This is a genomic window from Streptomyces viridiviolaceus (genome assembly GCF_014650995.1).
Classification (GTDB): Bacteria; Actinomycetota; Actinomycetes; order Streptomycetales; family Streptomycetaceae; genus Streptomyces; species Streptomyces viridiviolaceus.
The window spans coordinates 11,870-33,799 of the sequence record NZ_BMWA01000007.1; the positions used below are offsets into that span (position 1 = coordinate 11,870).

General features: G+C 71.9%; 19 protein-coding genes. 17 read left to right on the plus strand and 2 right to left on the minus strand.

The window, feature by feature from the left end:
• Positions 1-61 precede the first annotated feature (61 nt).
• On the minus strand, positions 62-706 hold the full coding sequence (locus IE260_RS11180) for a protein-L-isoaspartate(D-aspartate) O-methyltransferase (protein WP_189870513.1): 645 nt from the start codon (positions 704-706) through the stop codon (positions 62-64).
• Positions 707-1,221: 515 nt separating this feature from the next.
• Here IE260_RS11180 and mftG point away from each other — a divergent pair.
• The 4 genes from mftG to xdhC all read left to right on the plus strand — a co-directional run bounded on the left by mftG (position 1,222) and on the right by xdhC (position 7,879).
• Positions 1,222-2,796, plus strand: a complete 1,575-nt coding sequence (gene mftG / locus IE260_RS11185) for a mycofactocin dehydrogenase MftG (RefSeq protein WP_229880637.1) — start codon at positions 1,222-1,224, stop codon at positions 2,794-2,796.
• 385 nt (positions 2,797-3,181) lie between these two features.
• On the plus strand, positions 3,182-4,645 hold the full coding sequence (locus tag IE260_RS11190) for a xanthine dehydrogenase small subunit (protein WP_189870981.1): 1,464 nt from the start codon (positions 3,182-3,184) through the stop codon (positions 4,643-4,645).
• Complete coding sequence (gene xdhB / locus IE260_RS11195; RefSeq protein WP_189870515.1) at positions 4,642-7,068, plus strand: xanthine dehydrogenase molybdopterin binding subunit; 2,427 nt, start codon at positions 4,642-4,644, stop codon at positions 7,066-7,068. The genes IE260_RS11190 and xdhB overlap by 4 nt, the downstream gene beginning before the upstream one ends.
• Position 7,069: 1 nt before the next feature.
• The gene (gene xdhC / locus IE260_RS11200) at positions 7,070-7,879 is read left to right on the plus strand and encodes a xanthine dehydrogenase accessory protein XdhC (RefSeq protein WP_189870983.1); all 810 of its coding nucleotides are present in this window, start codon (positions 7,070-7,072) and stop codon (positions 7,877-7,879) included.
• Positions 7,880-7,960: 81 nt separating this feature from the next.
• On the opposite strand, the gene IE260_RS11205 is transcribed toward xdhC, so the two are convergent.
• The gene (locus tag IE260_RS11205) at positions 7,961-8,521 is read right to left on the minus strand and encodes a cysteine hydrolase family protein (RefSeq protein ID WP_189870517.1); all 561 of its coding nucleotides are present in this window, start codon (positions 8,519-8,521) and stop codon (positions 7,961-7,963) included.
• Positions 8,522-8,918: 397 nt separating this feature from the next.
• On the opposite strand from IE260_RS11205, the gene IE260_RS11210 reads away from it, so the two are divergent.
• From IE260_RS11210 to IE260_RS11270, 13 genes are all read left to right on the plus strand, one after another.
• Positions 8,919-11,039 (plus strand): PQQ-dependent sugar dehydrogenase, encoded by a 2,121-nt coding sequence (locus IE260_RS11210; RefSeq protein WP_189870519.1) that lies wholly within the window; start codon positions 8,919-8,921, stop codon positions 11,037-11,039.
• A gap of 370 nt (positions 11,040-11,409) precedes the next feature.
• Complete coding sequence (locus tag IE260_RS11215; protein WP_189870521.1) at positions 11,410-13,302, plus strand: sensor histidine kinase; 1,893 nt, start codon at positions 11,410-11,412, stop codon at positions 13,300-13,302.
• Positions 13,303-13,376: 74 nt separating this feature from the next.
• Positions 13,377-13,811, plus strand: coding sequence for a roadblock/LC7 domain-containing protein (locus IE260_RS11220; protein WP_189870522.1), 435 nt, complete (start codon positions 13,377-13,379; stop codon positions 13,809-13,811).
• Positions 13,812-13,813: 2 nt separating this feature from the next.
• The gene (locus IE260_RS11225; protein ID WP_189870525.1) at positions 13,814-14,185 is read left to right on the plus strand and encodes a DUF742 domain-containing protein; all 372 of its coding nucleotides are present in this window, start codon (positions 13,814-13,816) and stop codon (positions 14,183-14,185) included.
• Positions 14,163-14,810 (plus strand): GTP-binding protein, encoded by a 648-nt coding sequence (locus IE260_RS11230; RefSeq protein WP_189870527.1) that lies wholly within the window; start codon positions 14,163-14,165, stop codon positions 14,808-14,810. The genes IE260_RS11225 and IE260_RS11230 overlap by 23 nt, the downstream gene beginning before the upstream one ends.
• Before the next feature lie 61 nt (positions 14,811-14,871).
• Positions 14,872-15,447, plus strand: a complete 576-nt coding sequence (locus tag IE260_RS11235) for a GAF domain-containing protein (protein ID WP_189870528.1) — start codon at positions 14,872-14,874, stop codon at positions 15,445-15,447.
• A gap of 192 nt (positions 15,448-15,639) precedes the next feature.
• Positions 15,640-16,668: an L-threonine 3-dehydrogenase gene (tdh, locus tag IE260_RS11240; RefSeq protein ID WP_189870530.1), complete on the plus strand. Its 1,029-nt coding sequence runs from the start codon at positions 15,640-15,642 to the stop codon at positions 16,666-16,668.
• A gap of 29 nt (positions 16,669-16,697) precedes the next feature.
• Positions 16,698-17,891 carry a glycine C-acetyltransferase gene (locus IE260_RS11245; RefSeq protein ID WP_189870532.1) on the plus strand — a complete coding sequence of 398 codons (1,194 nt, stop codon included), beginning with the start codon at positions 16,698-16,700 and terminating at the stop codon, positions 17,889-17,891.
• An 18-nt stretch (positions 17,892-17,909) separates the two neighbouring features.
• Positions 17,910-18,812 carry a LysR family transcriptional regulator gene (locus tag IE260_RS11250; protein ID WP_189870534.1) on the plus strand — a complete coding sequence of 301 codons (903 nt, stop codon included), beginning with the start codon at positions 17,910-17,912 and terminating at the stop codon, positions 18,810-18,812.
• A 46-nt stretch (positions 18,813-18,858) separates the two neighbouring features.
• Entirely contained in the window at positions 18,859-19,473 is a 615-nt protein-coding gene (locus IE260_RS11255; RefSeq protein ID WP_189870536.1) for a helix-turn-helix domain-containing protein, read from the plus strand.
• On the plus strand, positions 19,470-20,003 hold the full coding sequence (locus IE260_RS11260) for a GNAT family N-acetyltransferase (protein WP_189870538.1): 534 nt from the start codon (positions 19,470-19,472) through the stop codon (positions 20,001-20,003). Before IE260_RS11255 ends, IE260_RS11260 begins: the two co-directional genes overlap by 4 nt.
• A gap of 30 nt (positions 20,004-20,033) precedes the next feature.
• A complete protein-coding gene (locus IE260_RS11265) occupies positions 20,034-20,393 on the plus strand; it encodes an MmcQ/YjbR family DNA-binding protein (protein ID WP_189870541.1) in 360 nt (119 codons plus the stop codon).
• 147 nt (positions 20,394-20,540) lie between these two features.
• On the plus strand, positions 20,541-21,860 hold the full coding sequence (locus IE260_RS11270) for an MFS transporter (protein ID WP_189870543.1): 1,320 nt from the start codon (positions 20,541-20,543) through the stop codon (positions 21,858-21,860).
• The last annotated feature ends 70 nt before the right edge of the window (positions 21,861-21,930 follow it).

Genomic DNA, 21,930 nt, shown 5'->3' on the forward strand with positions numbered 1-21,930 from the left:
GCACCGTGCACCGCGGGGTCAAGGGCAAGGAACTGGCCGTCGGCACCGTTGCCGGCGCGTATCAGCGCTGATCGTAGCCATGGGCACCGTACAGCCGGACGAAGCAGGCCGACGTGACCGTCGCACGGTGCACGAGGCCGTGGTCCCGCCGCTGGTACAGCTCGACCCGTTCATGTCCGCCCGGCCCGATGGGCTGGACGAGCCGGCCACCGGTCCGCAGCTGCGCGACCAGCGGCTGCGGTACCTCGGTGAAGGCCGCGCAGACGATGACGGCGTCGTACGGAGCACGGGCCGGTGCACCGAGGGTTCCGTCGCCGAGGACGATCTCGGCGTTCTCGATGCCCCGCCCGACGAGCCGACGGCGGGCCTCCTCGGCCAGGTCCGGCCAGCGTTCGACGCTGACCACGGACGCGGCGAGGCGGGCCAGCAGCGCGGTCTGCCAGCCGTAGCCGGTACCGATCTCCAGGACGCGTTCGCCTCCGGTGAGGCCGAGCGCGGACACCATCATGGCGACCAGCGAGGGCTGGGTGGTCACCTGGTCGTGGGGGAGCGGTACGGGCGTGTCGCGGTACGCGGACGCCACGTGCTCAGCGGGGACGAACTCCGCCCGTGGTGTGACCCGGACGGCCTCGAGCAGCCGCTCGTCCGTCACTCCCGCGGCCCGCGCCGCACGGACCAGGTCCTCGGGAGACGACTCATGCCTCATGGGTCACCGGAGCGCGGTCGCGATGCGTGCCTGTCTGCCCACGTCTCTCCTCCGATGCGGATGTGTCACCGATGTCGGCCCTACCGTCACATCTCCAGGTGAAAGGTCTCGTTCTCGGCACCCATGTCAGAGTGACGGAGAGTGATTATCGCATGACTGTCCATGGCGGGACATTCGCATCACGCACCAGGAGGCATACGAGCCCACCGCGACCTCCGGAGCGGCGCGGCGGTCTCGGCTCCGCGGGTGACATGTGACATCGAGTGAGCAGAAAATGGGCCGGACCGTCGCGACGTCGAGCCGACGTCCGCGAAGAGCTTGCCCGCGTGCTCCGTGCGGAGGTGTCATCTCGTGGACCATGATGCAGTCGCTTCTGTGACGGCGACCAGGTGGGGCCTGGGTGAATCGCTGCGCATCTCGCGGTATGCGGCGGCGGGTCGGGCCGTCGGGTGGTCACCGGCGTATGGGGACGGTCGTTCGTGTACGCGCCCCGTGTGCCCGCCCGGCCGGGCCGCGTGACCGCAAGCGACCCCGTGGACGAGATCGACGGCCGGAGGGCCGCCGATGTGATCGTGGTGGGCGCGGGAGCCTCCGGCGCGGCTCTGGCCGCCAGGCTGAGCGAGGACTCCGCGCGCGCCGTGCTGCTCCTCGACGCCGGGCCGGTCCCCGAACACCCCCCGCTCTTTCCCCCGGAGCTGCTGGACGCGCGACTGGTCCCCGGAGCGCAACCCGATCACCCGGCCGTCCAGCGGTACGCCGCGTTCCTGACGCCCGAGCGGCCTTACACGGTGGTCCGCGGGCGTGGTCTCGGCGGTTCGACCACCGTGAACGGCGGCTATTTCGTCCGGGCCCGGCGCGAGGACTTCGACCGCTGGTCGGCGGCCGGCAACCCGGCCTGGGCGTACGACCGGATGCTCCCCCTGCTGCGCGCGCTGGAGACGGATCTCGACTACGGCGCCGGGGAGCTGCACGGTGGTGAGGGGCCCATGCGCATCCGGCGACGAGCACTCGCGCACCCTGCCGCTGCGGCCTTTCGCGCGGCGGCGGAAGAACTCGGCCATCCCTTCGAGCCCGACAAGAACGACCAGGCCCCTCCGGGCTTCGGCCCGGTGCCGTCCAACGCCGTCGACGGCCTGCGGCTCAACACCGGCATCAGCTACCTGATGCCTGCCCTCGCCCGCGCCAATCTCACCGTGATCGGTGACTGCGCCGTCCGCCGCGTCGCCGTCCGGCACGGCCGCGCATGCGGGGTGGTCGTCCTGCGGAACGGACGGGAGACCGTGCTCCACTCCGACGAGGTCGTCCTGTGCGCCGGATCCTTCGTCACTCCCCAACTGCTCCAGAGGTCCGGCATCGGGCCGCGGGCCACCCTCGAACGTCACGGCATCCCCGTCGTCCACGACGCCCCAGCCGTCGGCACCCGCTTCAGCGACCACCCGCAACTCGTCCTGGAATGGGCTCCTCGGACCGATCTGGGCGCACCCGATGACTTGTGGCTCGGCGGCTGCCTGCACCTGTCCTCCTCGGACCTCACCCACCCGGGCGACTTGGAGATCCTGCAGTCCCTCGTGCCGATGGCCGGACTCGCCGGCGGCGCTCCGGCCGTCGCCGGCGCGCCCCTGGCGTTCCTCGTCTCGGTCCAGTCGCCCGCCTCGACCGGCCGACTCCGCATCCGGTCCGCCGACCCGGCCGTACCCCCGCACATCCAGTACGGCTACCTCGCCACGTCCGACGGCCGGCGCCGCCTGCGGGAGGCTGTCCGTGCCACCGCGGACATCGTCGCCACCCGCGCCTTCCGTCACGTCGCGCGGGCCGGCCTGCTCCAGCCCGAACCACAACTCCTCGCCGGCGATGACGTCTTGGACGAGTGGATCGGGCGCAGCATCGGCACGTCGCACCACGCGTGCGGGACGGCACCCATGGGACCGGACGGCAGCACCGCGGCGGTCGACCAGTACGGCAGAGTCCACGGTGTGTCCGGGCTCCGCGTGGCGGACACCTCGATCCTGCCGACGGCCCCGCTGCGCGGCCCGGCGGCGACGGCCGTGCTCATCGGGGAATTCATCGCCCGCGCCATGCGCCGGGAATGAAGGCGAGGAAGTGGATGCGATCGGCTTTCGGGAGACGGAGGACGACCTCTTGACCTCTGTGGCGGCAGCCACTACTTTTCGCTGGAAGCCGATCCATGACCACCGAAAGGAGGCGACCCGCGGATGTACACCAGCTCTGATCTCGGTCGCCTCGCCCAGTGCACGGTCTGGGTTCCGGGTCGGATCGCGCACGGCTGCTGAGCACGCCGTTCTGACGTGCCCGTCGTGGCACGTCCTCAGCTTCCCGTCACCATCTTCCGGCACGCCGCTGTCGCGTGCTGTCTTGCGCCCGCTCCTCCGACGTGGCGCGTCTGAACACAGAAAGCTGCCCGGAATTGGCGAACATGATGAATCGACCGATCGCGCACCGAAATGCAGGCCTGTCGTGGTAGCGGCACGGATCACGGTCAATGGGGAAGAAAAGCAGATCTCCCCGGCCGCACCCCACACCACAGTGCTGGAATTCCTGCGTGACCGTGGCCTCACCGGCACCAAGGAAGGATGCGCCGAGGGCGAATGCGGCGCCTGTTCGGTCCTGGTGGCGCGTCCCGGGGTGAACAAGCCCACCGACTGGGTGGCGGTCAACGCCTGCCTGGTCCCGGTCGCGGCGCTCGACGGACAGGAGATCATCACCTCCGAAGGTCTCGCCACCGCCGGCGAACCCGGCAAGCCGCCCACCCTGCACCCGGTGCAGGAGGAGATGGCGCTCCGCGGCGGCTCCCAATGCGGGTACTGCACACCGGGATTCGTCTGCAGCATGGCCGCCGAGTACTACCGGCCCGACCGCTGCGCGCACGCGGACACGGCCGGCGGCACCGACGCCGAGCACGGTCCGAACGGCTTCGATCTGCACGCGCTGAGCGGAAACCTGTGCCGCTGCACCGGTTACCGCCCGATCCGCGACGCCGCGTTCGCCGTCGGCACGCCCACCGACGAGGACCCGCTGGCGCAGCGCCGAGAGCAGGCGTCGCCGGCGCCGGTCGCCACCGAATACACGCGGGACGACAGCGTCTTCCTGCGGAAGGGCACCCTGGCCGAGACGCTGCGGTTGCTGCGCGAGCGGCCCGACGCGGTGGTCGTCGCCGGCTCCACCGACTGGGGCGTGGAGGTGAACATCCGTTCCCGCCGGGCCGATTGCGTGGTGGCCGTCGACCGGCTGGCCGAACTGCGGGAGCTGCGAGTCGAATCCGACCACATCGAGATCGGGGCGGCGCTGACGCTCACCGAGATCGAACGCCGCCTCGACGGTGCCGTCCCGCTGCTGGCAGAGCTGTTCCCGCAGTTCGCGTCCCGGCTCATCCGCAACGGCGCGACCCTCGGCGGCAACCTGGGCACCGGCTCGCCCATCGGTGACAGCCCGCCGGTGCTGCTCGCGCTGGAGGCGTCGGTGCTGCTCGCCGACGCCGACGGTGAGCGCGAGGTGCCGCTGGCGGAGTACTTCACCGGCTACCGGCAGAGCGTGCGCCGTCCCGGCGAACTGATCCGCGCTGTGCGCATCCCGCTGCCGCTGTCGCCGGTCGCGGCCTTCCACAAGATCTCCAAGCGGCGTTTCGACGACATCTCCAGCGTGGCAGTCGCTTTCGCGCTCGACATCGGGGACGGAATCGTCCGCAAGGCTCGCATCGGCCTGGGCGGCGTGGCCGCCACCCCGATCCGCGCGCTGGCCACCGAGGCGGCCCTGGAGGGCACGCCGTGGACGGCGGAGACCGTCGAGGCGGCGGCGCGGATCCTGCAGGGCGAGGGCACGCCGATGAACGATCATCGCGCCAGCGCCGCCTACCGCTCCGCGATGCTGGGCCAGAGCCTGCTGAAGCTGTACGCGCAGACCACTGAGGCGGTGTCGTCATGAGCCATCTGTCCGAGCGCCCCGAAAGGCCCGTCGTCGGCCTCCCGATGCCGCACGAGAGTGCCGCCCTGCACGTCACCGGCACCGCCCTCTACACCGACGACCTGGTGCACCGCACCAAGGACGTGCTGCACGCCTGTCCGGTCCAGGTGACGAAGGCCCACGGCCGGATCACCGCGCTGCGCACCGAGCCCGCGCTCGCCGTGCCCGGTGTGGTCCGCGTGCTGACCGGTGCCGACGTGCCCGGCGTCAACGATGCCGGGATGAAGCATGACGAGCCGCTGTTCCCCGACGAAGTCTTGTTCCACGGTCACGCGGTCGCCTGGGTGCTCGGCGAGACCCTGGAGGCCGCCCGGCTCGGCGCGGCGGCGGTCGAGGTGGAACTCGACGAACTGCCCTCGCTGATCACGCTGCAGGACGCGATCGCGGCGGGCAGTTTCCACGGCGCCCGGCCCGTGATGCTCACCGGCGACGTCGACGCCGGCTTCGCCGACTCCGCGCACGTGTTCACCGGCGAGTTGCAGTTCTCCGATCAGGAACACTTCTATCTCGAGACGCATGCGGCACTGGCCTACGTCGACGAGGCCGAGCAGGTGTTCGTCCAGAGCAGCACCCAGCATCCTTCGGAGACCCAGGAGATCGTCGCGCACGTGCTCGGTCTGCACAGCCACGAGGTGACCGTGCAGTGTCTGCGGATGGGCGGCGGGTTCGGCGGCAAGGAGATGCAGCCGCACGGGTTCGCTGCCGTCGCCGCGCTCGGTGCCAAGCTGACCGGTCGGCCGGTCCGGGTGCGGCTCAACCGGACCCAGGACCTGACCATGTCCGGCAAGCGGCACGGGTTCCACGCCGAGTGGAAGATCGGCTTCGACGCCGACGGCCGGATCCGGGCCCTCGACGCCACCTTGACCGCGGACGGCGGCTGGAGCCTGGACCTGTCCGAGCCGGTGGTGGCCCGTGCGCTGTGCCACATCGACAACACCTACTGGATCCCCAACGCGCGCATCGCCGGCCGCATCGCCAGGACCAACAAGGTCTCCAACACCGCCTTCCGCGGCTTCGGCGGACCGCAGGGCATGCTGGTGATCGAGGACATCATGGGCCGGTGCGCGCCGCTGCTCGGCCTGGATCCGACGGAGTTGCGGGAGCGCAACTTCTACCGGCAGGGCCAGTCGACGCCGTACGGACAGCCGGTCGTTCAGCCCGAACGGATCTCCGCCGTCTGGCAGCAGGTGAAGGACAACGCCCGCCTCGCCGACCGCCGGCGGGAGATCGCCGCCTTCAACGCCGCGCACCCGGACACCAAGCGGGGGCTTGCGGTCACCGGCCTCAAGTTCGGGATCTCGTTCAACCTCACCGCCTTCAACCAGGGCGGCGCGCTGGTGCTGATCTACAAGGACGGCTCGGTCCTGATCAACCACGGCGGCACCGAGATGGGCCAGGGCCTGCACACCAAGATGCTGCAGGTGGCCGCGACCACGCTGGGCATCCCGCTGCACAAGGTACGGCTGGCCCCGACCCGCACCGACAAGGTGCCCAACACCTCGGCCACGGCCGCCAGTTCCGGGGCGGACCTCAACGGTGCGGCGGTGAAGAACGCCTGCGAGCAGTTGCGCGAACGGCTGCTGCAAGTGGCCGCCACCCAGCTGGGTTCACATGCGTCGGACGTACGCATCGTCGACGGCGTCGCACGCACCCTGGGCAGTGGCAAGGAACTGGCCTGGGACGACCTGGTGCGCACCGCGTACTTCCAGCGCGTTCAGCTGTCGGCGGCCGGCTTCTACCGGACCGAGGGCCTGCACTGGGACGCGAAGACGTTCAGGGGCTCGCCGTTCAAGTACTTCGCCCACGGTGCCGCCGCGGCCGAGGTGGAGGTGGACGGCTTCACCGGCGCGTACCGCATCCGGCGGGTGGACATCGTCCACGATGTCGGCGACAGCCTGTCCCCGATGATCGACATCGGTCAGATCGAGGGCGGTTTCGTGCAGGGCGCGGGCTGGCTGACACTTGAAGACCTGCGCTGGGACGCCGGTGACGGGCCGAACCGCGGCCGGCTGCTGACCCGGGCCGCGAGCACCTACAAGCTGCCGAGCTTCTCGGAGATGCCCGAGGAGTTCAACGTCACGCTGCTGCGGAACGCCACCGAGGAGGGCGCCGTATACGGGTCCAAGGCGGTGGGTGAGCCTCCGCTGATGCTGGCGTTCTCGGTGCGAGAGGCGTTGCGGCAGGCCGCCGCCGCGTTCGGGCCGAGCGGGGTCAGTGTCGAGCTGGCCTCGCCCGCGACGCCGGAGGCGGTGTACTGGGCGATCCAGGCCGCCCGCCGGGGCGATGCCTCCGGGAACGGACGCGTCCGCAACGGGGTCGCCGCCGACGGTCTTGCCGCCGGCAGCCGGGTCCGAACCGATGCGAAAGCGTCGAGCGGTGCCTGACATGACGTGGGTCGCCGCGGTCGCACGGTTGCGAGCACGCCGGGAGCCCGGCGTGCTGGTGACCGTCGCGGCCGTGCGCGGCCACGCCCCGCGCGACGCCGGTGCGAAACTCGTCGTGGGGCGGACGGAGACGTGGGGCTCGATCGGTGGCGGCAATGTCGAGGCCGTCGCGATCGATCGGGCCCGGGAGATGATCGCCGCGTACGGGCCGCAGCCGGAGCTGATCGACTTCGCCCTGAACGACAAGGTGACCAACCAGCACGGCGTGCAGTGCTGCGGGGGCACCGTCTCGGTGCTGCTCGAACCGCTGCCGGTGGTACGGGCGGTGGCGATCTTCGGCGTCGGGCACGTCGGGCTGGAACTGGCGCGCATCCTGGCACGCCAGGACCTCGACCTCCACCTGATCGACAGCCGTTCGGACCTCCTCACCGAAGAACGCCTCGACGTGCTGGCAGACGCGGTGGCGCAGGTGCACGTGCATCACACACCGCTGCTGCCCGAGGAGGTACTCGCGGAGTTGCCACGCGGCACCCACGTGCTGATCATGACCCATGACCACGCCGAGGACGCCGCTCTGTGCGACGCCGCCCTGCGCACCGATCATCTCGGCTCCATCGGCCTGATCGGGTCGGCGGCCAAGTGGGTGCGGTTCCGCAAGCGCCTCGCCACCGAGGGGGGCCACGACGAGGCCGCCATCGACCGGATCAAGACCCCGATCGGGCTGGCCGACATCAGCGGCAAGGAACCCGCGACCATTGCCGTGAGCGTCGCCGCCGACTTGCTGCGCGCCTTCGAGAACGAGGGGAACTGACTCGGGACTGAGGCCGTGGAGGCGGGTCGGCAGACCCGGTGGCGGACGACACCATGGTGTCGTCCGCCACCGGGTCTGCCGTCAGTGACGTGCGATCGCCTTGACCCAGTCGTCGACGGCGACGACATCCGCCCACTGCGGGAACAGTCGCTCGACGAGGACCCGGTGCACCTCCGGGTCGGTGTCCAGGCAGGCGTCGGAGAGGACGGTCAGGCCGAAGTCCAGGTCGTTCGCCTGGCACAGGGTGGACAGCACCACGGCGCTGGTGGCGATGCCGGTGAGCACGAGACTGTCGATGCCGCGTGCCCTGAGCACCACGTCCAGATCGCTGCCCGAGAAGGCGCTCGCCCGTCTCTTGGTGACCACCACGTCGCCCTGCCGGGGCGCGACCTCGGGGTGGATCTCGGTGCCTGGGGCCCCCTCGACGTAGAGGCCGGCTCGGGCGACGGCAGCCAGAGCTCTGTTGCGCGTACCGACTTCCGGGAAGCCGGGACGCAGCGCGATGACCACGTAGATCACGGGGATGCCCGCCGCCCGGGCCCCGTCGATCGCCCTGCGCAGGCGTGACAGGTATCCGGATCCGTCGTCGGCGATGTCCACGATGGCCCGTTGGACGTCCATCACGAGAAGGGCGCTGCTCATCTGGCCTCCAGCACGAAGTCAGTCGGGCGTCGAGACGGGCCGGATCCCGAGGCTCGAATCCTACGCGGCCCCGGGCAGGGCGGAAGTCCTACGCCGGAGGAGGCCACGGCAACATCGCGTCTCTGCGTACCGCCGCTGACGGCAAGTCACCGGCGTGACCTGCTCGTCCCCCTTGGCGCGAGGCAGGTCGGCCCGAGCGTGCCCGAGAACGCCTGGAGCACCCGGACCATCTTTCTCCGAGAAAGTTGAAACTTTGTCCTTGACGAGTTGAAAGTGGGCGCTCTAGCGTCCAACTGACTTGTTTCGCACGCGTTTTCACCGTGTCACGCCGCGGTGGCCGGCGGGGGGCCACGCCCCCACTCCTGTCCAGCCGCCGACCAGACCAGAGGAGTTCTGAGTGCGCAACAGACGGATCGTCACCCTCGCGGGGGCGGCGGCGCTGGCCGGAGCCGTCGGGCTCCTGCCTCTGTCCGCAGCCCAAGCGGCCAAATCGGACCCCGCACCGCCGGCCCAGTCGAACTTCCAGAAGGTCACCCTCAACGACCGCCCGGGCGAGCCCATGGCCCTCGCCGTCCTGCCCGACTCGCGCGTGCTGCACACGGCACGCACGGGAGAGGTCCGGATCCACGACCCGAAGAGCGGGGTCAACTTCCTCGCCGCCGACATGAAGAAGAGCCCCGCCGGGCTCTACCAGCACGACGAGGAGGGCGTGCAGGGCATCGCCGTCGACCCCGGCTTCCGCAAGAACCACTGGGTCTACCTCTACTACTCGCCCCGCCTCGACACGCCCATGGACGACCCGGCCACCGCGGGCGTGAACGAAGGCGACGCGCCGGAGTACGGCACGGCCGAGGACTTCGCCAAGTACAAGGGGGTCACGCGGCTTTCGCGATTCAAGCTCGAGGGCAACAAGCTCGACTTCGACAGCGAGCAGAAGATCCTCGACGTCCCGGCCGACCGCGGCATCTGCTGCCACGTCGGCGGAAAGATCGACTTCGACGGCAAGGGCAACCTGTTCCTGTCGACCGGTGACGACTCCAACCCGTTCGCCTCGGACGGCTACGCCCCCATCGACGACCGCGCCGACCGCAACCCGGTCTACGACGCGCGGCGCACCTCGGGCAACACCAACGACCTGCGCGGCAAGGTCCTGCGCATCAAGGTCAAGGGGGACGGCAGCTACTCGGTGCCGCGCGGCAACCTCTTCGCGCCGGGCACCCCGAAGACCCGTCCCGAGATCTACGCCATGGGTCTGCGCAACCCCTTCCGGTTCGCGGTGGACGACAAGACCGGCGAGGTCTACGTCGGCGACTACTCGCCCGACGCCAACCAGGCGAACCCCGACCGCGGCCCCGCCGGCCACGGCCGCTGGATGGTCATCGACCGCCCCGCCAACTACGGCTGGCCGTTCTGCGTGACCCAGGACATGCCGTACCAGGACTACGACTTCGCCACCCAGAAGTCGAGCGGCGCGTTCGACTGCGCCAAGCCGGTCAACGACTCGCGCCACAACACCGGCCTGGGCAAGCTGCCGCCGGTCACCGACGCGGAGATCGTCTACGGCTACGGCGCCTCGGAGGAGTTCCCGGACCTCGGCACGGGCGGCATCGGCCCCATGGGCGGCCCGGTGTACGACTACGACAAGCGGAACAAGGCCGCGAACCGCTGGCCCGAGTACTTCGACGGCAAGCCGCTCTTCTACGAGTGGACCCGCGACCAGATGAAGGCCATCACCCTCGACAGGAAGAACGAGGTCACGAAGATCGAGGACGCGATCCCCTCGATCACCACGGACGGCCCGATCGACGCCGAGTTCGGCCCGGACGGCGCGCTGTACGTCCTCGAGTACGGCACCGGGTACTTCGCGGAGCTGCCCGAGGCCCAGCTCGCCCGCATCGACTACACGCGAGGCAACCGCACCCCGGAGCCCAAGGTCGCCGCGGACGTGACCAACGGCACCAGCCCGCTGACGGTCCAGTTCTCCAGCGCCGGCACGAAGGACGCCGACGGTGACGCCCTCAGCTATGCCTGGGACTTCGACGCCGACGGCACCGTGGACTCCACGGAGGCCAACCCGAAGCACACGTTCACCGACAACGCCGTCTTCGACGCCACGCTGAAGGTCACCGACAGCACCGGACGCTCGGCCTCAGCGTCGGTGCCCGTCGTGGTCGGCAACAAGGCGCCGGTCGTCTCCCTCACCACCGACCCGGCTCCGCACGGCGGCACGGCGTTCCACTGGGGTGACACGGTCACCTGGGAGGTCAACGTCACCGACGACCAGCCGGTGGACTGCTCGCGGGTCACCGTCTCGTTCATCCTCGGCCACGACTCGCACGGCCACCCGCTCTCCTCGAGCAACGGCTGCTCCGGATCGTTCAAGACGTTCGTGGACGGCGGTCACACCGGTGCGGACAACCTGAAGGCGGTCTTCAACGCCACCTACAAGGACTCTCCGCCGGACGGCCTGCCGTCCCTGTCGGGCAGCGCCGAGGTCGCGCTGACGCCGGCCGACTGACCGGAGGCGAAGACACGGAGGCGGGGCGCCATCCCTCGGGGTGGCGCCCCGTCGCCGCTCCCGCGACGTCTCGTTCCCGTCACCGACGGTGACATTTTCTGATCGGTTCCGACAGGTTGCACGCCCTTCCGGAACGAGTACTTCAGCGGCTCATCGGTCTGTCGTACGAGGCGTCATACCAGAGCGGGACGCTCACCGGGGGAGTTTGGCAACTGCCCACCGCACATGATGCGCAGGCGACTACTGTCAGTGTCCGTCGGGCGACACGGGCCGGATCTCCGGTCCCTCGGCCGACACCGCGATGGCGCATGCCCGCGTGGCGCACCACGCGCGAGCACCCAGGCCCGACGGACCAGCTACAAGGACACCGATGTCTCACCTCCGCGCCCCCGCCGCGCGCGCAGACCGCCGTGAGGGCGGGCGGCACGGCCGGCCGGCCGTCCGCACCGCCCCCGCGCTGCCCGAGACCCACATACGGTCCCAACTGCTGCGCCTCGCCGTGCTGCCACCCGTCGCGGTCGCCCTCAGCGCCTGCGCGGCCGTCCTGTTCACCGTCCGGTCGACGGGCGTCGGACCCGGACCCACCCTGTGGGGCGTGCTCGCCGGCGCCACCTCGGTGACCCTCGCGGCCGTGGCCATCGCCGCCGTCGCCGCCGACCGCGCCGCCAGGACCGTGCACGACCGCGTCGGCGCCCTGCGCCGCAGCACCGCGCGCGGAGAGGGCGATCTGCGCGCCCTCGTGGAGGCGTTGCGCCGAGGCGAGGGTCCGCCCCAGCGCACAGCGCGCCGCGCACCCGCCGCGGACGCCGACGACTTCGAACTGCTCGCCGCCGACCTGGCCCGCGCGCACGACGGCGCCGTCACCGCCGTCGTGCAGGCCGCCCAGCTCTCCAGCCAGGCGAGCAGCGAACAGAAGCTGGAGGTCTTCCTCAACCTCGCCCGGCGGCTGCAGTCGCTGGTGCACCGGGAGATCTCCATCCTGGACGAGCTGGAGAACGAGATCGAGGACCCCGACCTGCTCAAGGGCCTCTTCCACGTCGACCACCTCGCCACCCGCATCCGCCGCCACGCCGAGAACCTCGCCGTGCTCGGCGGCGCCGTCTCCCGCCGCCAGTGGAGCAACCCGGTCCCCATGAACGAGGTGCTGCGCTCGGCCATCGCCGAGGTCGAGCAGTACTCGCGGGTCAGGCTCGTCCCGCCGATCGACGGCACCCTGCGCGGTCACGCCGTCGCCGACGTCATCCACCTGCTGGCCGAACTCGTCGAGAACGCGACCCTGTTCTCCGCACCGCACACCCAGGTGCTGCTCCGCGCCACCCTCGTCACCTCGGGGCTCGCGGTCGAGGTCGAGGACCGCGGACTCGGGATGCCCGTCGGCGAACAGGACCGGATGAACGCCCTCCTCGCCGATCCCGACCAGGTCAACGTCGCCCGGCTGCTGGCGGACGGGCGCATCGGACTGTTCGTCGTCTCCCAGCTCGCCAAGCGGCACGGCATCACCGTCCGCCTGCAGACCAACATCTACGGCGGAGTGCAGGCCGTACTGGTCGTACCGCAGGCCCTGTTGGGCGCCGAGCCGGGCAGTCCCACGGCCGCGGCAAAGCCGCAGGACCTCACCGGTGCCGCGCCGACACCCGTACCGCCCCCGCAGCAGCGGCAGCCCGTGTCCCCGTCCGGACCCGGCCCGCACGGCATCACCGCGGCACCGGCCGCCGTACCACCGGCCCGGCAGCCGCGGCAGACCCCGCCCGACACCCCACCGGCCCGGCCGTCGGCCCCGGCGGCGAACGGCGGCGGCCCCGTGCCGCTGCCCGTGCGCGGCGCCCACGAGGACCGGCCCAATCCGGCCGCGGCCGCGCCAGGCATCCGAGCCGACGACCGGAGCGCGCTCGCCGAGCACGCGGCCACGCCGCCCGTCCCTCGGCACACCGCGGTACGCGGCACCATGGGCAAGCCCCAACTGCCCAGGCGCCGCGCCCAGGAGCACATCGCACCCCAACTGCGCGGCGGTCCCGCGCCGCGCCAGGACACCGAGGACCACGTCGGTCACGACCCCGGCCTGATGGCGGCCTTCCAGCGAGGCATCGGCCTCGCCGAGGCCCAGCAGCAACTGGAGACGAGCGACAGGGACACGAGTCACCCGCGGTCGGCCGCTCACCTCCAGCCCGTCCCCACCGAGCCGGCCCGCACCGAAGGGCACCGCGCGCCCGTGCCCCGCACCGACCACACCGTCCGGCACGACGGGAGCGCACCGGCCGGATGACCACCCACGTTCCCACCCCCACCCCCACGACCTGCGCTCGCGCAGACCTTCGTACCCCAAGGAGTCGATCCACCATGGCGAGCGACGCGCCGACCGGCCATGTATCCGACCTCGACTGGCTGATGAGCGGCCTCGTGCAGCGCGTACCGCACACCACGAGCGCCGTACTCCTGTCCTGCGACGGCCTCGTGAAATCCGTCCACGGCCTCGACGCGGACAGCGCCGACCACATGGCCGCCCTGGCCTCCGGCCTGTACTCCCTCGGCCGAAGCGCCGGCGTCCGCTTCGGCGACGGCGGGGAGGTGCGGCAGGTCGTCGTCGAACTCGACTCGACCCTGCTGTTCGTGACCACCGCCGGCTCCGGCACCTGCCTCGCCGTGCTCGCCGGACGCGAGGCCGACGCGGCCGTGCTCGGCTACGAGATGGCCATGCTCGTCAAGAGCGTCCGCCCCTACCTGGTCACCGCGCCCCGGCAACACGCCGTCGAACCCTCGGCGATGAGGCCTTGACGGTGGCCGCGGCCGGCGACGGGCCCTGGCTCGACGACGCGGCCGGACGGCTGGTGCGCCCCTTCACCGTCAGCAACGGCCGGACCCGGCCCACCGTCGCACTCGACCTGATGTCGCAGGTGATGGCCACCGGGGCCACGCCCCTCGGCCATCTCGGCCCCGAGCACGCGCAGGCGCTCGACCTGTGCCGCGCGCCCCTCCCGGTCGCCGAGGTCGCTGCCCATCTGAGGCTGCCGGTCGCGGTCACCAAGGTGCTGCTGTCGGACCTCGTCGACTGCGGGGCGCTGACGACCAAGCCCCCCGCGTTCCACCACAACCCCACGGACCGGGCCCTTCTGGAGGCAGTGCTCGATGGACTACGACGACAGCTCTGACTACGGCCACGGATCCGGTCGCCCCGACGGACCCGGCCACGGCGACGACCCGTTCCCGACCGCGCTGAAGATCCTGGTCGCGGGCGGGTTCGGGGTGGGCAAGACGACCTTCGTCGGCGCGGTCAGCGAGATCGCGCCGCTGAGCACGGAGGAACTGCTCACCACGGTCGGCGCCGCCACCGACAACCTCGACGGAATCGAGAACAAACTCGAGACCACCGTGGCCATGGACTTCGGCCGCATCACCCTCGACCGGGACCACGTGCTGTACCTGTTCGGCACGCCCGGCCAGGAACGGTTCTGGTTCATGTGGGACGAGCTGTGCGCGGGCGCCCTCGGTGCGGTGATCATCGCCGACACGCGCAGGCTGGAGGAGTCCTTCGCGGCCGTCGACTTCTTCGAGGAACGCGGCCTTGGCTTCATCGTCGCGGTCAACGAGTTCGACGGCGCCCACCGCTACGACCCCGAGGAGGTGCGCGCCGCCATCGACCTCCCGCCGGAGATCCCCGTCGTGTGCTGCGACGCCCGGATCTCCAGCTCCGGGGTGCAGACCCTGCTGACCCTCGTACGCCATCTGATCGCCCACACACCGGCCCCCGCGACGGGGTACGGCGCCCACAGGTGATCCCCGCACACACCGCCACGGAGCCGCATATGACGCACGCCCACAGCGACGGAGCGCGCCCATGAGCTACGACCCGCCGCGCCCGGTCGGACGTCTGCTGCTCACGCCCGAGGACCGGGAGGTCCCCGCCCGGGTGCGACGGCTGCGCCGGCTCGGACTGGGGGAGCGTCCGGAACCCGCCCTCGACGCCTTCGCGGACCAGCTCGCCGGATATGCCCGGGCGCCGTACGCCATGGTCAACTTCCTCGTCGAGAACGGGCAGTTCTTCGCGGGCCTGCACGTGCCCGAGGTCGCGCCGGTCACCCGCGGCGACGGCACCGTCCCCGAGTTCGGCCGCGTCCAGCCCCGCGACCACGGCTTCTGCCCCCACGTGGTGGCCCGGCGCAAGGCGCTGGTGCTGGAGGACGTGCGCGACTACCCGCGGTTCGCCGGCAACCCGGTCGTCGACGAGTTCGGCATCCGCTCCTATCTCGGTGCTCCGCTCATCGACAGCACCGGCACCGTGCTGGGCACGGTCGCCACCGCCGACGTGCGGCCGAGGACGTGGGGGAGGCCGGGGCTGGAGACCATCAAGTCGACGGCGGCGGACCTGGTGCGGCGACTCGAACACAGCGCGGACGACGGGCTCCCGCCGTGAGCGGCCGCACCGGACCGGTGTGACGGGCGCGGCGATCGGCGTGAAGGAAAGCTGCTACCGCGGTTAAGAAAAGCTCGATGGACCCGGGGCGGGGTCGTACGGCAGATTGCTGTGCGATTCCACTCCCCTCCCCGGACACGGGCTCCTTCGGCATGCCCGGCGCCGGGATCACACCCGTCAGGAGCCGTAGCGTTGAAGGCGCTGGTCAAGCAGAAGGCGGAGCCCGGGCTGTGGCTCGCAGACGTCCCCGAGCCCGCCGTCGGACCCGGCGACGTCCTCATCAAGGTGCTGCGTACCGGCATCTGCGGCACCGACCTGCACATCCGGAACTGGGACGGCTGGGCGCAGCAGACCATCCGCACCCCGCTCGTCGTCGGGCACGAGTTCGTCGGCGAGGTCGTCGAGACCGGCCGGGACGTCACCGACGTCAAGACCGGCGACCTGGTCAGCGGCGAGGGCCACCTCGTGTGCGGCAAGTGCCGCAACTGCCTGGCCGGACGGCGGCACCTGTGCCGGGCCACGGTCGGGCTCGGCGTCGGCCGGGACGGGGCGTTCGCCGAGTACGTCGCCCTGCCCGCGTCCAACGTCTGGGCGCACCGCGTCCCCGTCGACCTCGACGTCGCCGCGATCTTCGACCCGTTCGGCAACGCCGTGCACACCGCCCTGTCCTTCCCGCTGGTCGGCGAGGACGTCCTCATCACGGGCGCCGGCCCGATCGGTCTCATGGCCGCGGCGGTCGCCCGGCACGCCGGGGCGCGCAACGTCGTGATCACCGACGTCAGCGAGGAGCGCCTGGAGCTGGCCCGCAAGGTCGGCGCGAGCCTCGCGCTGAACGTGTCGCGGGCCACGATCGCCGACGGGCAGCGGGAGCTGGGCCTGCGCGAGGGCTTCGACATCGGCCTGGAGATGTCCGGCCGTCCCGAGGCGATGCGCGACATGATCGCCAACATGACGCACGGCGGCCGGATCGCCGTGCTCGGCCTGCCGTCCGAGGAGTTCCCGGTCGACTGGGCCCGGATCGTCACCTCGATGATCACCATCAAGGGCATCTACGGCCGCGAGATGTTCGAGACCTGGTACGCGATGTCGGTGCTGCTGGAGGGCGGCCTCGACCTCGCCCCCGTGATCACCGGCCGCTACGGCCACCGCGACTTCGAGGCGGCGTTCGCCGATGCCGCGAGCGGCAAGGGCGGCAAGGTCATCCTCGACTGGACCGCGTAAGTCACCCTGCACCTCTAGGAGCACTTCTCATGTTCGACTCCGTGCGCGACGACCTGCGCGCCACCCTCGACGAGATCCGCGCCGCCGGCCTGCACAAGCCCGAGCGCGTGATCGGCACCCCGCAGTCGGCGACGGTGAACGTCACCGCCGGCGGCCGTCCCGGCGAGGTGCTGAACTTCTGCGCCAACAACTACCTCGGCCTCGCCGACCACCCCGAGGTGATCGCCGCCGCCCACGAGGCCCTGGACCGCTGGGGATACGGCATGGCGTCCGTGCGCTTCATCTGCGGCACCCAGGAGGTCCACAAGGAGCTGGAGGCCCGCCTGTCGGCGTTCCTCGGCCAGGAGGACACGATCCTGTACTCCTCCTGCTTCGACGCCAACGGCGGTGTCTTCGAGACCCTCCTCGGACCCGAGGACGCGGTGATCTCCGACGCGCTGAACCACGCCTCGATCATCGACGGAATCCGCCTGTCCAAGGCCCGCCGCTTCCGCTACGCCAACCGCGACCTCGCCGACCTGGAACGGCAGCTCAAGGACGCCTCCGACGCCCGCCGCCGCCTCGTCGTCACCGACGGCGTCTTCTCCATGGACGGCTATGTGGCCCCGCTCAGCGAGATCTGCGACCTGGCCGACCGCTACGACGCCATGGTCATGGTCGACGACTCGCACGCCGTCGGCTTCGTCGGCCCCGGCGGCCGCGGCACCCCCGAGCTGCACGGCGTCATGGACCGCGTCGACATCATCACCGGCACCCTCGGCAAGGCGCTCGGCGGTGCCTCCGGCGGCTACGTCGCCGCCCGCGCCGAGATCGTCGCCCTGCTGCGCCAGCGCTCCCGGCCGTACCTGTTCTCCAACACGCTGGCCCCGGTGATCGCCGCCGCGTCGCTCAAGGTGCTCGACCTGCTGGAGTCGGCGGACGACCTTCGGGTCCGGCTGGCCGAGAACACCGCCCTGTTCCGCCGCCGGATGACCGAGGAGGGCTTCGACGTCCTGCCCGGCGACCACGCCATCGCCCCGGTCATGATCGGCGACGCGGCGCGGGCGGGCCGCATGGCGGAGCTGCTGCTGGAGCGCGGGGTGTACGTGATCGGCTTCTCCTACCCGGTCGTCCCGCAGGGCCAGGCCCGCATCCGCGTGCAGCTGTCCGCCGCCCACTCCACCGAGGACGTCGACCGCGCGGTGGACGCCTTCGTGGCCGCCCGCGCGGAGCTGGACGCCTGACCTGAGAGAATCGATCCCATGATCGAGGCGCGGCGGCTGCACATCCTCCGTGCGGTGGCCGACCACCGCACGGTCACCGCGGCTGCCGCCGCGCTGTACCTCACGCCGTCGGCGGTCTCCCAGCAGCTGACCGCCCTGGAGCAGGAGACCGGCCACCGCCTGGTCGAGCGCGGCGCCAAGGGCGTACGGCTGACCCCGGCCGGCGAGATCCTGCTCAGCCACACCAACGCCGTCCTCGCCCAGCTGGAGCGGGCCGAGGCCGAGCTGGCCGCGTACGGCTCGGGCGAGGCGGGTACGGTCACCGTCGCCTCCTTCGCGACCGGCATCGCCCTGGTCGTGGCGCCCGCGGTGGCCCGCCTCGCCGGGACCGCGCCCGGCATCCGCATCCGCGTCCAGGACGCCGAGGGCGACGCCAGCCTGCCGATGGTGCTGGACCGGCAGGTCGACGTGGCCGTGGCCGTCGAGTACCGCGGGGCACCGTCCGCCGACGATCCGCGGCTGACCCACGTGCCGCTGTACGCCGAGCCGTTCGACGCGGTCGTCCCGGTGACCCACCGTCTCGCCGACGCAGGCGAGGTGCCGCTCGCCGAGCTGGCCAAGGACCCGTGGATCGGCCCCTACCCCGGCAATCCCTGCCATGACGTGGTGGTCCTGGCCTGCGAGAGCGCCGGCTTCCAGCCCCGGCTGGAACACTCCTCGGACGATTTCCGGGCGGTGGTGGCGCTGGCCTCGGCCGACGCGGGCGTGGCCCTCGTGCCCCGCTCGGCGCTGCTCGGGATGGACCTGACCGGTGTGGTGGTCCGCCCGGTCGACGGGGTCGCGCCCACCCGCCGGGTCTTCGCGGCCGTACGCCGGGGAGCCGAAGGGCATCCGCTGATCCGCCCGGTGCTGGAGGCGCTGGAGTCGGTCGCCGAGCGATAGACCGGAACCACCTTGGGCGTCTCTGATATGGGATAGCATCCCGGATGTGACACGGACTCCTGGCGGGACGGAGGCCGGGGCCGGCAGCGGGCCCGGCGCCGGCCCGGACCCCGTCGACGCCCGGCTCGCCGCCCGCCTGGCCGAGCTGCGGGCCGAACGCGGCTGGTCGCTCGGCGAGCTGGCCGAGCGCAGCGGCGTGAGCCGCTCCACCCTCTCCCGCGCCGAGCGGGCGGAGATCAGCCCCACCGCATCGCTGCTGAACCGCCTGTGCGCCGTCTACGGTCGGACCATGTCGCGGCTGCTCAGCGAGGTCGAGGCGGAACCCGCGCTGCTGGTACGGGCCGCCGAGCAGCCGCTGTGGGAGGACCGGTCCGCCGGATTCGTACGGCGCTCGGTGTCCCCGCCGCACGCCGGGCTGCGCGGCGAACTCGTCGAGGGACGGCTCGCCGCCGGCGCCGACATCGCCTACGACCGGCCGCCCGTGGCCGGCCTCGAGCAGCACATCTGGGTCCTGGAAGGCGCCCTGGAAGTGACGGCACAGGACGTCGAGCACCGTCTGGGCACCGGTGACTGCCTGCGCCTGCGGGTGTGGGGGCCGACCCGGTTCCGCTGCGCCGGGCCCGAGGACGCACGGTACGTGCTGGCGGTGGTGCTGCCGTGACCGTGACCCGGCTCGACGACGTCCGGCTGGCCGCACTCGCGGAGGACCTGGCCGACCTGCTGACCGACACCGTGGACGGCGGTGCCTCGGTCGGCTTCCTCGCACCGCTCGACCGTGCCGAGGCCGTCGCCTGGTGGCGCGGCCGCGCCGCCGCCGTGGCCGCCGGGCAGCTCGCCGTATGGGTGGCGCGAGAGGAAGGGCGGGTGACCGGGACCGTCGGTCTCGCCCTGCCCGACAAGCCCAACAGCGGTCACCGCGCCGAACTGGTCAAACTCATGGTGGGCCGCGGGGCCCGCGGACGGGGCCTCGGCCGCACGCTCCTGACCGTCGCCGAGGAGGCCGCCGCGGCGGCCGGCATCACCCTGCTCCACCTGGACACCGAGACCGACAGCCCCGCCGAACACCTGTACCGCTCCGCCGGGTGGACCCCCGTGGGAACGATCCCCGACTACGCGGCGAACCCCGCCGGAGCGCTGCGCCCGACCACCCTCTACTTCAAACGGATCGGTGCCGCCACGGCCGGCGGGTGACTGTCAGTGGCAGCGGCTACGGTGCCTGACATGCCGGACGCCGAAGACGTACGCCGTATCGCCCTGTCCCTGCCGGACACGACGGAGAAGATCGCCTGGAGCATGCCCACGTTCCGGGTGGCCGGGAAGATGTTCGCCACGCTGCCCGAGGACGAGACCTCCATGGCGGTGCGCTGCCCGAAGGAGGAGCGCGAGGAACTGGTGCTGGCCGAGCCGGAGAAGTTCTGGATCGCCGACCACGAGGCCCAGTTCGCGTGGGTGCGGGCCCGGCTCGCAGCCCTCGACGGCGAGGAGGAACTGCGTGACATCCTCGCCGACTCCTGGCGCCAGGCGGCCCCGACCCGGCTGCTTCAGGCCCACCCCCGACTGGGACTGCCGACCGGCGGCTGAAAACCCTTCGGGCGTTGTCGGTGCCCCGTGGCATGATCCGAGGACATGCGTGGCAGCCGGGGCCGGAGGGGGGCTCCGGCTGCCAGGAACCGAGCGGGATGATCACGCGGGGCCGGTGGGGACCGGCCGGGGAGGGGAGCGCGCGGGATGGCCGGGACGGCATCGCAGTCCTCACGGAACGGGGCGCGAAGGGAAGGGCAACGGCCCGTCTGGTCGCGGGACTTCGCACTCTTCTTCGTCGCGCGGGCCGTCGCCCGGCTCGGCGACACCATGCTGCCCGTCGCACTCGCCGCCGGGCTGCTCCAGCACGGGTACGGGGCCGGTGCGGTCGGCCTGGCCATGGCCGCGACGGCCGCCGCGTTCGCCGGGCTCGTCGTCTTCGGCGGGGTGATCGCCGACCGCTTCAGCACGCGCAAGCTGATGATCGGGGCCGACCTGGTCCGGCTGGGCACCCAGGCGCTGGCCGCCGCGCTCTTCTTCTCCGGGCACGTCGTGCTGTGGGAGATCTGCGCCATCGGATTCGTCAACGGCGTCGCGGGTGCCGTGTTCCAGCCCGGCGTCGCCAGCACCGTGCCGCGGCTCGCCTCCGACATCCAGGGCGCCAACGGCGCCATACGCGTCGCCGAGTCCGCCGCCCAGCTCGCGGGGCCCGCCGTGGCCGGCCTCCTCGTCGGTTTCGCCTCGCCCGGGGGAGTCTTCGCCGCCCACGCCGCCACGTACGCGGTGAGCGCCGTGTGCCTGCTGCTGCTCCGGCTGCCCGCACCGACGCCGGAGAGCCGGGCCGCCGGTCGCGGGTCCAAGGCGTTCCGCGCCGATCTGGTCGAAGGATGGCGGGAGTTCCGCTCCCGCACCTGGCTGTGGGCCGTCATCGCCGTCTGGTGCCTCTACATGATCGCCGTCTGGGGACCGACCGTCCCCCTGGTGGCGACCGAGGTGGTGCAGCAGCACGGCCCGCGCGCCTACGGCCTGGTCAATTCGGCGCTGGGCGCGGGAACCGTCGTCGGCGGACTCATCGCGCTGCGGCTGCGGCCGCGCCGCATGCTCCGCGCCGGTGCGATCGCCCTGATCGGGTTCGCCGCCTTCCCGGCGAGCGTCGGAGCCGGCCTCGACGTGCCGGTCATGGCGGCCGGGGCGGCCGTCGCCGGGGCGGGGATGTCCTTCTGGGGCGTGATGTGGGCGACCAGCGTGCAGACCCAGGTGCCGCCCGACGTCCTCAACCGCATCCACGCCTACGACGTGGCGGGCTCCCTCGCGATGATGCCCGTCGGCCAGGCTCTCGCGGGCCCGGCCGCCTCGGTCCTCGGCGCGGACCACGTGCTGCTCGTCGCCGGCCTGGTGAGCTTCGTCGTCTGCGCTTCGCTGCTCGCGATACCCGCGGTGCGGGGCCTGGTGCGCGCCGACGCACCCCCGACCGGCGGCCCGGACCGGACGGCGACGCCCGAGCCCACCCGCGCGGAGACGACCTGACCGACCGGACCCGTCGGCGTCCGGCACCCGCTGTGCCGATGTGCTGCCGCGGTGGTGGGGCATCCGGACC

Bases quoted from the DNA above. Each gene is read 5' to 3' on its own strand.
- IE260_RS11205 (WP_189870517.1), bottom strand. From the start codon at position 8,521: ATGAGCAGCGCCCTTCTCGTGATGGACGTCCAACGGGCCATCGTGGAC.
- IE260_RS11245 (WP_189870532.1), top strand. From the start codon at position 16,698: ATGTTCGACTCCGTGCGCGACGACCTGCGCGCCACCCTCGACGAGATC.
- IE260_RS11220 (WP_189870522.1), top strand. From the start codon at position 13,377: ATGGCGAGCGACGCGCCGACCGGCCATGTATCCGACCTCGACTGGCTG.
- xdhC (WP_189870983.1), top strand. From the start codon at position 7,070: ATGACGTGGGTCGCCGCGGTCGCACGGTTGCGAGCACGCCGGGAGCCC.
- IE260_RS11215 (WP_189870521.1), top strand. From the start codon at position 11,410: ATGTCTCACCTCCGCGCCCCCGCCGCGCGCGCAGACCGCCGTGAGGGC.
- IE260_RS11250 (WP_189870534.1), top strand. From the start codon at position 17,910: ATGATCGAGGCGCGGCGGCTGCACATCCTCCGTGCGGTGGCCGACCAC.
- IE260_RS11180 (WP_189870513.1), bottom strand. From the start codon at position 706: ATGAGGCATGAGTCGTCTCCCGAGGACCTGGTCCGTGCGGCGCGGGCC.
- xdhB (WP_189870515.1), top strand. From the start codon at position 4,642: ATGAGCCATCTGTCCGAGCGCCCCGAAAGGCCCGTCGTCGGCCTCCCG.
- IE260_RS11235 (WP_189870528.1), top strand. From the start codon at position 14,872: ATGAGCTACGACCCGCCGCGCCCGGTCGGACGTCTGCTGCTCACGCCC.
- IE260_RS11270 (WP_189870543.1), top strand. From the start codon at position 20,541: ATGGCCGGGACGGCATCGCAGTCCTCACGGAACGGGGCGCGAAGGGAA.
- IE260_RS11230 (WP_189870527.1), top strand. From the start codon at position 14,163: ATGGACTACGACGACAGCTCTGACTACGGCCACGGATCCGGTCGCCCC.
- IE260_RS11265 (WP_189870541.1), top strand. From the start codon at position 20,034: ATGCCGGACGCCGAAGACGTACGCCGTATCGCCCTGTCCCTGCCGGAC.